The organism is Flavobacterium sp. JLP (genome assembly GCF_015350755.1).
GTDB lineage: Bacteria > Bacteroidota > Bacteroidia > Flavobacteriales > Flavobacteriaceae > Flavobacterium.
The window spans coordinates 528,224-541,253 of the sequence record NZ_JADKPS010000001.1 but is presented as its reverse complement, the minus strand read 5'-3'; the positions used below and the strand labels follow the sequence as shown (position 1 = coordinate 541,253).

The following is a 13,030-nucleotide window of genomic DNA, read 5'->3' as shown; positions in this document are numbered from 1 at the left end:
AATTTTGATAAAAATAAATTTAAAGCTCATGTTTTCTCTGTAAATAGCTTTTTTTTTCATTAATTTGCTATATAAACAGCTAAAAAATATGAAAATTCAATCCTCAAAAGCCTTACTAACCATGGCTTTGTTTGTTGGGATTTCTTCTGTTTCGGCACAACAAACGCCAGCGACAACAGCAGTAAATCCAGTTAATAATTACAGTTATCATGATGCTTTTGCACCACATTTTTACACTAAAAACGGAACGTCAACTCGTTCTGCGAGCGGTCAGCCAGGCGTAGAATATTGGCAAAATAGAGCGGATTATCAATTAACGGCAAAGTTAAACGGAACCACAAATGAAATTATTGGTACTGATGAAATTACATACACCAATAACAGCCCAGATAAATTGTCATTTGTTTGGCTTAATTTAGATCAAAATTTATTCAAAGAAGATTCGAGAGGAAATGCCGTAGTGCCATTATCTGGCAGTCGCAATGGAGCGCAAGGTCAAGTTTTTGATGGCGGAAATAAAATAAAATCAGTAAAAGTAATTTCTATTGGAAAGAAAAAAGTTGAAGTTGAAGCAAAATATATCGTTACAGATACCAGAATGCAGATTTTTCTTCCTGAAGAGCTGGCTTCAAAAGGCGGTGCTGTAAAAATTAAAATCGAATTCTCATTTATTGCTCCGTTTGAGGGATCTGATAGGATGGGAGTTTTAGAAACTAAAAACGGTAAAATATTTACAATCGCACAATGGTATCCGCGTATGTGTGTCTATGATGATATACGTGGTTGGAACACAGCTCCTTACTTAGGTGCGTCTGAGTTTTATTTAGAATATGGCGATTTTGATGTCAACATTACTGTTCCAGCAAATCATTATGTTGTGGGTTCTGGAGAATTATTAAATGGAGCAGAAGTTTTGCCTGCTGAGCAATTTAAACGTTATAAAGAAGCTTCTCAAAGCGATAAAACAGTTATGATTCGTTCTGCTGATGAAGTTGCTGCAACTGCAAATTCAAATGTAACATCTGAGAACACTTGGCATTATCAAATAAAAAATGCCCGTGATTTTTCTTGGGCTTCGTCTCCGGCTTTTATTTTAGATGGAGCAAAAATAAACTTGCCAAGTGGCAAAAAAGCTTTGGCTTTATCTGCTTACCCAGTTGAAAGTGCTGGAAATGATGCTTACGGACGTTCTACAGAATACGTAAAATCATCAATCGAAAATTATTCTAAAAGATGGTTTGAATATCCTTATCCTGTTGCAACAAACGTAGCAGGAAATGAAGGTGGAATGGAATATCCAGGAATTGTTTTTTGCGGATGGAAATCTAAAGGAGATGATTTATGGGGAGTTACAGATCACGAATTCGGGCACATTTGGTTTCCAATGATTGTAGGTTCAAATGAGCGTTTATTTGCTTGGATGGATGAAGGTTTTAATACTTTTATCAACTCAGTAAGTTCATATGATTTTAATAAAGGAGAATACAAACAAGATCCAGAAGATTTGCATGAATTAGCAGATCGTTATACAAATCCAAAAACTGAGACAATAATGAGTTCTCCTGATAATATGAAGGAAGCTAATATTGGCCTTTTATGCTACTCTAAACCAAGTTCAGGATTAGTTATTTTAAGAGAACAAATTTTAGGAGAAGAGCGTTTTGATAAAGCTTTGCGTACTTATGTAGAGCGTTGGGCATATAAACACCCAACTCCAGATGATTTTTTCAGAACAATAGAAAATGTTGCTGGAGAAGATTTAAGCTGGTTCTGGAGAAGCTGGTTTGTAAATAATTGGAGATTTGATCAAGGAATAAATTCTATTAAATATGTAAAAAACGATCCAGCAAAAGGAGTTGTAATTGCAGTTGAGAATTTTGAAAAAATGCCAATGCCAGTTATTTTAGATGTAAAAACAAAAAGTGGAAAAGTGTCTAGAGTTAAATTGCCTGTAGAAATTTGGCAGCGTAATAATGACTGGTCTTTTAAATATAATTCGACTGAAGAAATTGAAAGTATAACTCTTGATCCTGATCATGTTTTTCCGGATTATAATTTAACTAACAATGTTTGGACTGCTGCAAAAGGCAAGCTTGAAAAAGATATTATTTTAGACAGCTATATAGGAAATTATACTACTGCAAAAGCACCAATTACAATTGAGCTTACTGAGAAAAATAGTGTATTATATGCTGAATTGCCAAACTATCCAAAATTTGCTATTGAGCCGGTTGAAGGTGAAAAAGATACTTTTCAATCAAAAAGAGCAGGAGTTAAATTTAAATTTAATGAAGCTAAAACAGGCGTTGATTTGATCTTTTTAGGTAACGGACAAACGATTCCCTTTACAAAGAAATAAAAATATCAATTTATAAAATATTTAAAACCCGATAGTTGTAAAAAACTATCGGGTTTTTATTTTAATTTGTTTTGAGTTTTCCAAGTTTAATATTTAAAGTTGACACTTGATCTTTTAAGGCTTTAAACTCTAAATAAAACTCAGAAACTAAAAACCTTAGCATCTTAATACCGCACAACCTTTGTGCTTTAAGAAATTAACAATACATTAAAAAAATGTTAGAATTTTAATTTTTTGTTTTGTGAATTAAAAAATAGTGTAATTTTGCAACCGATGAATAAAATAAGTTTACATATAACTTCTTTGTCACGGACAAACTCACCTGCTACTTCTCCCGAAGTACGGATGCTATCTCTATAGTATTCACAGAGTTTTTCGCCGCGTATTTATTTATATTCATTTTTCATTTTGAAATCACACCATTTGTCCATTGGACAAACATATCCTAAAAGTATATATTATTTTGTAAATTTTCTTAATCAAGTTTTTGATTTTGAGAATGTTACTTCTATTTTGTCTATTTTTATTGGATTGATTTCTAGATTTCAAACTAAACAATACGCTTTAATTTTTAACTCTAACTTCAACTATTGAAATGAAAATCTCTATTGTTGTTACTCAGGAAGAACACTTCAAATTCGCACAGGAAATTTGCGATACAATAGAATCATCTGCCTTGTTAAGAGGTACGGGGATTGCTAAAAGAACTCCTGAATACATTCAGAAAAAAATGTCGAACGGTGATGCGATGATTGCTCTGGCAGATGGAAAATTTGCAGGTTTTTGTTATATCGAAAGTTGGCAGCACGGTAAATTCGTAGCGCACTCAGGCTTAATCGTACATCCGGATTATAGAAGTTTAGGTCTCGCAAAAAAGATAAAATCAAAAGTTTTTGATTATTCTTTAAAGAGATATCCTGATGCTAAGATATTTGGAATAACAACAGGTTTGGCAGTAATGAAAATCAACTCTGATTTAGGATATAAACCAGTGCCTTTCTCTGAACTTACTACAGATCCAAGTTTTTGGTCAGGCTGTAAAACTTGTACAAACTATGAAATTCTAAAAAGCAAAGAAAACAAAATGTGTCTTTGCACCGGAATGCTATACGATCCTAAAGAAAAACAAAAAGATCCTCCAAGACATCCTTTTAATGAAGCTGTTTTGAAAAGATTAAAAAAAATTAAACAAGCTTTATTCTTAAATAAAATATTGTCTTTTGGTTTTTTATCTTAAGAATATAAAAAAAATGAAATCTCAAACTTGCTAAATACGAAAGTATTAGCCTAAATTATAAAAAATGAAAAAAGTTGTATTAGCTTATAGTGGAGGATTAGATACCTCGTATTGTTTGAAATATTTAAAAAATGAAAAAGGATACGAAGTTCATACCGTACTTGTAGATACAGGAGGATTTGATGCTGAAGAATTAGAAGCAATTGAAAAAAGAGCTTACGAGTTAGGAAGTGCACAGCACGCAAACCTTACAATCGTAGATAAATATTATGATAAAGCTATAAAATATTTGATTTTCGGAAACGTATTAAAAAACAATACTTATCCCTTATCAGTAAGCGCAGAACGTGTTTTTCAAGCAATTGAAGCTATAAAATACGCTAAAAAAGTTGGTGCAAGCGCTATAGCACACGGAAGTACAGGTGCAGGAAATGATCAAATTCGTTTTGATTTAATTTTCCAAACCATCGCTCCAGAAATCGAAATTATTACGCCAATTAGAGATTTAAAACTTTCAAGACAAGAAGAAGTTGATTATTTATCTAAAAATGGAGTTCACTATTCTTGGGAAAAAGCCCAATATTCTATTAATAAAGGACTTTGGGGAACAAGTGTTGGAGGTAAAGAAACATTAACTTCAAGCCAGCCATTGCCAAGTGACGCTTATCCTTCACAATTACAAAAAGAAGGCGAAGAAAAAGTAAGATTGCATTTTGAAAAAGGAGAATTAGTTGGTTTAAACGGTCAGTTTGATAAACCTTCAAATAATATTGTGGCACTTGAAAAACTAGCAAATGCTTTTGCAATTGGAAGAGATATTCACGTAGGTGACACGATTATCGGAATTAAAGGAAGAGTTGGTTTTGAAGCTGCTGCGCCTTTAATCATTATCAAAGCGCACCATTTATTAGAAAAACATACTCTTGGTAAATGGCAGCAATACTGGAAAGAACAATTAGGAAACTGGTACGGAATGTTATTTCACGAAGGTCAGTTTTTAGATCCTGTTATGAGAAACATCGAAACGTTCCTACAAGACACGCAAAATACTGTAAATGGTATAGTTACCGTTTCTTTAAAACCATATCATTTTTCGCTTGACGGAATTGAATCCGATAATGATTTAATGAATACAGGTTTTGGTCAATATGGAGAAATGAACAATGCCTGGACATCTGACGATGCAAAAGGATTTATTAAGATTTTAGGAAATGCTCAAAATATATTTTCATCTGTAAATCATTTAGATCATGATTAATGTCGGAATAATTGGTGGTTCTGGTTACACAGCCGGAGAACTCATCAGAATATTAATGTATCATCCTAATGTAAACATCGATTTTGTTTACAGTACGACAAATGCAGGTAAACCACTTTCTGTGGCGCACCACGATTTGATGGGTGATATAGAAATGAATTTTACTGATGTAATAAATCCTGACATAAATGTGGTTTTTTTATGTTTGGGACACGGAAAATCAATTTCGTTCTTACAGGAAAATAAATTCGCAAGCCATACAAAAATCATTGATTTAGGAAATGATTTCAGATTGAATAAAGATGCTCATTTCGAAGGAAAAGATTTTATTTATGGTTTGCCAGAATTAAACAAAGCTGAAATTAAAAAAGCAAATTATATTGCAAATCCAGGTTGTTTTGCTACAGCGATTCAGTTGGCTTTATTGCCTTTGGCTAAGAATAACGGATTGAATAATGATGTTCATATTAACGCAACAACTGGAAGTACGGGTGCAGGCGTAAGTCTTTCTGAAACTTCGCACTTTAGCTGGAGAAACAATAATATGTCGCATTACAAAGCTTTTGAACACCAGCATTTAGGAGAAATTTCAGAAAGTTTGGTGCAGCTGCAAGAAGATTTCGAAAGCGAATTACTTTTTATTCCGAACAGAGGAGATTTTCCAAGAGGGATTTTTGCAACACTATACACACTTTCAGATGATAGTTTGGAACAATTGGTTGCGAAATACGAAGATTTCTATAAAAATGAACCTTTCGTAACCGTAACCACAACAAACATCAACATGAAACAGGTGGTGCAAACGAATAAATGTATCATTAGTTTATTGAAAAAAGGAAACCGGGTTCTCATAACATCAATTATAGATAATTTAACCAAAGGTGCTTCAGGACAAGCGATTCAAAACATGAATTTAATGTTCGGACTTGAAGAAACCACAGGTTTACATTTGAAACCAAGCGGATTTTAGAAAAAATTTGTTTCAGGTTTTAAGTTTCAAGTTTCACGTTCTGTGCGCAACTTGAAACATGAAACATGAAACTTTAAACAAAAAAACTCATGAACTTATTCAACGTTTACCCATTATACGACATAACTCCAGTAAAAGCAGTAGATTGTACAATTACAGACGACAAAGGAGTAGAATACTTAGATTTATACAGTGGACATGGTGTGATTTCTATCGGACACACACAGCCTGATTATGTAGCTAAACTTAAAAATCAATTAGACCATTTAGGATTTTATTCAAATGCAATTCAAAATCCTTTACAGGTTGAATTGGCTCAGAAACTAGGAAAACTTTCTGGTTTAGAAGATTACGAATTGTTTTTATGTAGTTCTGGAGCTGAAGCAAACGAAAATGCTTTGAAATTAGCTTCTTTTCATAACGGAAAATCAAGAGTTGTGGCTTTTGATAATTCATTTCATGGAAGAACTTCTGCAGCTGTTGCGGTTACAGACAATAAAAAGATTGTTGCCCCATTAAATGCGCAGCAAGAAGTTACATTTTTACCTTTAAACCAAATCGAATTAGTTGAAGCTGAACTGGCTAAAGGAGATGTAACTGCTGTAATTATCGAAGGAATTCAAGGAGTTGGAGGTTTAGACCAAGGAACAACGGAATTTTTTCAAGCTTTAGAAAAAGCATGTAAAAAACATGATGTCGTTTTGATTTTAGACGAAGTACAATCAGGATACGGAAGAAGCGGGAAATTCTTCGCTTTCCAACATCACGGAATCAACGCTGATATTATTTCAGTTGCAAAAGGAATGGGTAACGGTTTTCCGGTTGGAGCTATTTTAATTTCTCCAAAATTTGAAGCAAGTTTCGGATTGTTAGGAACTACTTTCGGCGGAAGCCATTTATCTTGTGCAGCAGGAATTGCCGTTTTGGATGTAATTGAAAAACTGGATTTACAAAAAAATGTAAACGAAGTTTATGAATATTTCTTAGAAAAAATCAAAGAAGTTGACGGCATCAAACAAGTAAAAGGAAAAGGCCTAATGCTTGGAGTGGAGTTCGATTTTGATGTTGCAGCTTTGAGAAAAAAGCTAATCATGGAAAAACACATTTTTACAGGAAGCGCCAACAATAAAAATCTATTGAGAATTTTACCCCCGTTGACTGTGAAAAAAGCTGATATTGATACGTTTGTAAAAGCTTTAAAAGAAAGTTTAGAAGAATTAAAAAACTAATTCTCGTTTTTTAAAACCTGTCAGGTTTCGAAAGACAAAGTATAGTATCCTAACAGGTTTTTAAAACCTGTTAGGTATCAATAAAGTTTCGATAAAAAGAAACAGCCAAAAAACAACCAACCACTAGAAATTATGAATCCATTATCAATTGAAAAACGCAATCTGGTTTTACGCTCTATGGCAAAGCTGGTCGAGCAGGAGCGGAATGAGATTATCCTAACCAATCAGGAAGATCTTGCCGATTACGACGGCTCAGATTTAGCGATGGAAGAACGCTTAAAAGTAGATGATAAAAAAGTCGATGAGATGATTTTATCCTTAAACCAATTAGCTTCTCAAGAAGACCCCGTTGGCGTTGAGCGTTTTCATTTTACGCATGATAATGGAATAAAAGTTATTAATAAAACGGCCGCTTTTGGAACGATTTTAATTATTTACGAATCTCGTCCAGACGTTACAATCGAAGCGGGAGGAATTGCTTTCAAATCCGGAAATAAAATTTTATTAAAAGGAGGAAAAGAAGCTTTAAAATCCAATTTGAAAATTGTAAGTCTTTGGCATAAAGCTTTAGAAGAAAATGGAGTTTCGAAAGACTGGGTTGAATATTTAAATTATAATCGTGCAGAAACTCAGGCTTTCTTAGAAAAACCAACTCAAAAAGTCGATTTAATTGTGCCAAGAGGGGGAGAAAAATTAATTGAGTTTGTAAAAGCACACGCGACTTGTCCGGTAATCGTAAGCGGACGAGGTAATAATTTTGTTTACGTTCATAAAGATGCAGATACTGATTTGGCTTTAAAAGTAATTTTGAATGCTAAAACCTCTAAAATCTCAGCTTGCAATGCAGTAGACAAAGTTTTAATTGATGCTAAATTGCCCAATTTTGAAGGTTTTACAGCTATTTTAATAGAAACATTAAAAGAATCAAATGTTAAAGTTATCGTTGACAAATCTCTGGAAAATTTTGAAGATACAGAAACACTTCAAAAAGAAGATATTTGGTACGAAGAGTTTTTAGATTATAAAATTGTAATCGGAACAATTGATTCTGAGGAACATGCAATCGAAAAGATCAATAAATATTGCGGGGGACATTCGGCAGTAATAATTACCAGAGACGACAAAGCTGCAAAAAAATTTATGGACGCAGTCGATGCTGCTGCTGTTTACCAAAATGCTTCAAGCCGTTTTACAGACGGAGGACAATTTGGTTTAGGTGGAGAATTAGCCATAAGCACTGATAAATTACATCAACGCGGTCCAATTGGTTTACAGCATCTTGTAACAAACAAATGGTACGTTTACGGAGAAGGACAAATTAGATAATTATTAGACTTTCTTAGATTGTTAGACTTCTTAGAATTTTAGATTTTAGAATGATGACTAACGATTTTAGAATATTGGAATTTGGAATTTATTTGGACAAAGCTTTGCGAACTTAGCGTTTGTAAACACAAACAATATAAAAAAACCTTGCGGACTTTGCGGTAAAAAAAATCGCGGGCAAAACTATAACAATGGGAAAAAAGCGGATTTTATTAAAAATAGGAAGTAATACTTTAACCAAAGAAACCAATCATATTTCGCGGGGAAAGATTGAAGACCTCGGAATTCAGATTGCGGCTCTAAACGACGAATACGAATTTATTATAGTCAGTTCTGGAGCTATCGCTGCGGCAAAGCAATTTGTAAAGCTGGATAATCAAGATAAAGATGTTTTCGTGAAGCAGGCTTTGGCCTCTATCGGACAACCTCATTTAATGCGGATTTACAATGAAAATTTTAAGGATTTAGGACTAAATACTTCGCAGTGTTTACTTTCTTATTCTGATTTCGAAAAAGAGCAGACCAAAAAGAACATTGTAAATACAATTAATGTATTAGTTAAAAACAATTACATTCCGATTATCAATGAAAACGATACTGTTGCCACAGATGAAATTCGGTTTGGGGATAACGATAAATTAGCAGCTTTAACGGCGGTGCTGCTAAATGTTGATATTCTGATCATTGCCACGAATACAAACGGAATTTACACTAAAGATTCAATTCACGATGAAAATCCAGAAACAATAAAATTGGTAAATGATTTAAAAACGTTGGAAAAAGAAATCGGCGAATCAAAATCATCACACGGAACAGGAGGAATGCAATCTAAAATAGAAGCAGCTGGAATCGCAAAAGCGGCCAACATCGAAACCTGGATCGTAAACGGATTAAATGATAATTTTATATTGAAAGCATTAAAGGAAGAAATTTCTTTCACAAAAATTGTGTAGATTTATACGCGGATGACACGGATTCACTTCGTGAAAACGCGGATTTTACGGATTTTTTAAATGTTGAAATATGAATTTATTGCATCAGGAGTTAAGCGAAATCATTATTAAAACTTTTTAAGAAGTGTATAATGAATTAGGATATGGTTTTTTAGAAAGAGTTTATCAAAATTCATTATACTTAGAACTAAAAAGTAAAGGATTAAAGGTCGAAGCTCAAAAGAAAATAGAAGTTTATTATAAAGGAATTGAAGTTAGACAATATTATGCCGACTTAATAGTAGAAGATTTAATTATTTTAGAATTAAAAGCAGCAGATTGCATAGTGAAAGAATTTGAAAATCAAATTTTGAATTATCTAAGAGGAACAAATTGCCAAGTAGGTTTGCTTTTAAATTTTGGTGCAAAACCAGAATTTAGGCGGAAAATTTTCGAAAACAATCGCAAAGTAAGAATAGAAAAATCCGTATAAATCAGTGTATTCCCGATAGCGAATCAGTATAATCAGCGTCTAATTTAGACAACTAACAAAAATAAAAAAACAAATGAACTATATCTCAATAAAAGACATCAACTCATTATCAAAATGGGTAAAACAAGCGATTAAAATCAAAAAGAATCCGCTTAAAAATCAAAGTTTAGGAAAGAATAAAACCTTAGGAATGTTATTTTTCAATCCGAGTTTAAGAACGCGTTTGAGTACACAAAAAGCGGCTTTAAACTTAGGAATGAACGTAATGGTAATGAATTTTACCAACGAAGGCTGGACTTTAGAATTTGAAGATGGAGCAATAATGAATTCTGGTGCTTCAGAACACATTAAAGAAGCGGCAGAAGTAGTTTCTCAATATTGTGATATTATTGCAATTCGTGCCTTTGCAGGTTTGGTTGACAAAGAAAAAGATTATCAGGAAACTGTAATTTCAGGATTCTTGAAATATGCGACAGTGCCAATCGTAAACATGGAAAGTGCTGTTCGTCACCCATTACAATCTTTGGCAGATGCCATTACGATGGAAGAATTCAAAACAAAACACAAACCAAAAGTAGTTTTATCTTGGGCGCCGCATCCAAAAGCGTTACCTCAAGCCGTTGCTAATTCATTCGTAGAAATGATGCAGATGCAAAAAGATATGGATTTTGTAATCACACATCCAGAAGGTTACGAATTGAGCCCAGAAATTACAAAAGACTGCTCAATCGAATACGATCAAAACAAAGCTTTCGAAAATGCCGATTTTGTTTACGTAAAAAACTGGAGTAATTTTAACGATTACGGAAAAGTAACTAACAGCGATCCAAACTGGACCGTTACAGCCGAAAAAATGGCTTTAACCAACAACGGAAAATTCATGCACTGTCTTCCTGTTCGTCGTAACGTAATTGTTAGCGATGAAGTTTTAGACGGCGAAAATTCAATTGTAATTGAACAAGCGAATAACAGAACGTATTCAGCACAATTAGTTTTACAGAAGATTCTTAAAAAAATATAATTTTTTTAAAGTTGCTAAGATTCTAAGCTACTAAGATGCTAAGAAACTTTGCGCACAGAAAAACTTAGTATCTTAGAATCTCAGAACCTTAGAATCTTATGAAAGTTACAGTAATAAAAATAGGTGGAAACATCATCGACAATCCAGCAGAATTAGAACAATTCTTAACCGATTTTTCTAAAATTGAAGGCTATAAAGTTCTAGTTCACGGTGGTGGAAAATCGGCTACAAAAATGGCGCAGAGTATTGGTTTAGTTCCGCAAATGATTGACGGACGAAGAATTACAGATGCTCCAATGCTGGATGTTGTAGTAATGATTTACGCGGGACAAATCAACAAACACATTGTGGCACAATTGCAGGCCAAAGACAATAATGCAATTGGTTTTTCAGGAGCTGATGGGAATTTAATTCAGTCGGTAAAAAGAAACCATCCAACAATCGATTACGGATTTGTAGGCGATGTAAAACAAGTCAACACCAAATTATTGGCAACTTTGTTAGAAGCTGGAGTTGTTCCTGTTTTCTGTGCCATTACACACGATAAAAACGGACAATTGCTAAACACAAATGCGGATACTATTGCAAGCGAATTATCAATTGCATTATCTGAAGTTTTTGATGTTACGCTGACATATTGTTTTGAAAAACAAGGCGTTTTGCAAGATTCAGAAGACGATTCATCTGTAATAACAGAAATCAACGAAACATTATACAATAAGCTAAAAGAAGAAAAAGTAATCCATTCTGGAATGATTCCAAAACTGGATAACTGTTTCAATAGTTTATCAAGAGGTGTACAGAAAATCAAAATTGGGCATCACAAAATGCTTCAAAACCCAGATGTTCTGCATACAACGATTACGTTATAAAATAGATATCACAGATTAAAGGATTAGCAGGATTAAAAAATCTGTGAAATTCTTTTAATCTGTGGCAAAAAAATAGAATTGTGCGGAGCATTTTAAATATTAATTTTAGAAATTTGCGCCAATCAAAAATGTCACAGATTTAAATTAAAACTTTGTGACTTCTCGCCTTCGTGGCAAAGAAACCAAAACTATGAAAAATATTGCAACGCTTACCCAGGAAGCAATTAGTTTATTAAAAAGTCTTATTGAAACCCCTTCATTTTCAAGTGAAGAAGACCAAACGGCACTTTTAATCGAAAATTGGTTCAATCAGAATGAAATTCCTTTTAAAAGAGAAAACAACAATGTTTGGGCTTTCAACAAATATTTTAACGAAAATAAACCAACACTTTTACTTAATTCACATCACGATACCGTAAGGCCCAATCAGGCTTATACAAACGATCCGTTTAAAGCGATCGAAAAAGACGGAAAACTATTTGGATTAGGAAGTAATGATGCCGGTGGATGTCTAGTTTCATTATTGGCAACTTTTGTGCATTTTTACGAAAATCAAAACCTATCGCATAATATTGTTATTGTGGCTTCCGCCGAAGAAGAAAGCAGCGGAAAAAATGGATTAAATAGCGTTTTAAAACATTTGCCAGAATTAGATTGTGCGATTGTTGGAGAACCAACTTTAATGCAATTAGCCGTTGCCGAAAAAGGTTTATTAGTTTTGGATGTAAAAGTAAAAGGAACCGCAAGCCACGCCGCACATCAAAACGATGATAATGCTTTATACAAATCAATTCCGGTAATGGAGTGGTTTAAAAACTATAAATTCGATAAAATCTCAGACGTTTTAGGTCCAGTAAAAATGACCGTAACGCAGATTAATGCTGGTAAACAGCATAATGTTGTACCTTCTGAATGTGACTTGGTTGTAGACATTCGTGTAACCGATCGTTATACAAATACAGAAATTTTAGAAGTAGTAAAAGCAAACGTAAATGCAGAAGTTACGCCAAGATCAATGCATTTGAATGCTTCGTCTATTCCAGTTACGCACGGTTTAGTGCAGGCTGGAATTGCTTTAGGAAGAACAACTTATGGATCTCCAACACTTTCAGATCAATCGGTTTTGAGCTGTCAGTCTTTAAAATTAGGGCCAGGAGAAACGTTACGTTCGCATTCAGCAGACGAATTTATTTTTGTAAATGAAATTGAAGAAGGAGTCGATTTGTATATCAAAATACTAACTGATTTCTTTAAATTATAATATTTTTTAGGAGTTAATCCCGCTATCCGTTCCAATCTTTTATTTTTTTAAAGAAAAAAAATAAAAGGATTT

Annotated in this window: 11 protein-coding genes; all 11 read left to right on the top strand. The window is 33.5% G+C overall.

Going from position 1 to position 13,030, the window contains the following annotated elements:
* Positions 1-88 precede the first annotated feature (88 nt).
* Positions 89-2,359, top strand: a complete 2,271-nt coding sequence (locus IRZ83_RS02450; protein WP_194566603.1) for a M1 family metallopeptidase — start codon at positions 89-91, stop codon at positions 2,357-2,359.
* A 595-nt stretch (positions 2,360-2,954) separates the two neighbouring features.
* Positions 2,955-3,596, top strand: a complete 642-nt coding sequence (locus IRZ83_RS02445) for a GNAT family N-acetyltransferase (protein WP_029269649.1) — start codon at positions 2,955-2,957, stop codon at positions 3,594-3,596.
* Between the two features lie 64 nt (positions 3,597-3,660).
* Positions 3,661-4,854 carry an argininosuccinate synthase gene (locus tag IRZ83_RS02440; protein WP_029269650.1) on the top strand — a complete coding sequence of 398 codons (1,194 nt, stop codon included), beginning with the start codon at positions 3,661-3,663 and terminating at the stop codon, positions 4,852-4,854.
* On the top strand, positions 4,847-5,824 hold the full coding sequence (argC, locus tag IRZ83_RS02435) for an N-acetyl-gamma-glutamyl-phosphate reductase (RefSeq protein ID WP_194566601.1): 978 nt from the start codon (positions 4,847-4,849) through the stop codon (positions 5,822-5,824). The genes IRZ83_RS02440 and argC overlap by 8 nt, the downstream gene beginning before the upstream one ends.
* Positions 5,825-5,913: 89 nt before the next feature.
* Entirely contained in the window at positions 5,914-7,053 is a 1,140-nt protein-coding gene (locus IRZ83_RS02430; RefSeq protein ID WP_194566599.1) for an aspartate aminotransferase family protein, read from the top strand.
* Positions 7,054-7,185: 132 nt separating this feature from the next.
* Positions 7,186-8,379: a glutamate-5-semialdehyde dehydrogenase gene (locus tag IRZ83_RS02425; RefSeq protein WP_194566597.1), complete on the top strand. Its 1,194-nt coding sequence runs from the start codon at positions 7,186-7,188 to the stop codon at positions 8,377-8,379.
* A gap of 191 nt (positions 8,380-8,570) precedes the next feature.
* Positions 8,571-9,332 carry a glutamate 5-kinase gene (gene proB, locus IRZ83_RS02420; protein ID WP_194566595.1) on the top strand — a complete coding sequence of 254 codons (762 nt, stop codon included), beginning with the start codon at positions 8,571-8,573 and terminating at the stop codon, positions 9,330-9,332.
* 124 nt (positions 9,333-9,456) lie between these two features.
* On the top strand, positions 9,457-9,804 hold the full coding sequence (locus tag IRZ83_RS02415; RefSeq protein WP_317174543.1) for a GxxExxY protein: 348 nt from the start codon (positions 9,457-9,459) through the stop codon (positions 9,802-9,804).
* A 73-nt stretch (positions 9,805-9,877) separates the two neighbouring features.
* Positions 9,878-10,825 (top strand): N-acetylornithine carbamoyltransferase, encoded by a 948-nt coding sequence (locus IRZ83_RS02410; protein ID WP_194566593.1) that lies wholly within the window; start codon positions 9,878-9,880, stop codon positions 10,823-10,825.
* A gap of 98 nt (positions 10,826-10,923) precedes the next feature.
* On the top strand, positions 10,924-11,697 hold the full coding sequence (gene argB / locus IRZ83_RS02405) for an acetylglutamate kinase (protein WP_194566590.1): 774 nt from the start codon (positions 10,924-10,926) through the stop codon (positions 11,695-11,697).
* A gap of 190 nt (positions 11,698-11,887) precedes the next feature.
* The gene (locus IRZ83_RS02400; RefSeq protein WP_194566588.1) at positions 11,888-12,958 is read left to right on the top strand and encodes a M20 family metallo-hydrolase; all 1,071 of its coding nucleotides are present in this window, start codon (positions 11,888-11,890) and stop codon (positions 12,956-12,958) included.
* Positions 12,959-13,030: the final 72 nt, after the last annotated feature.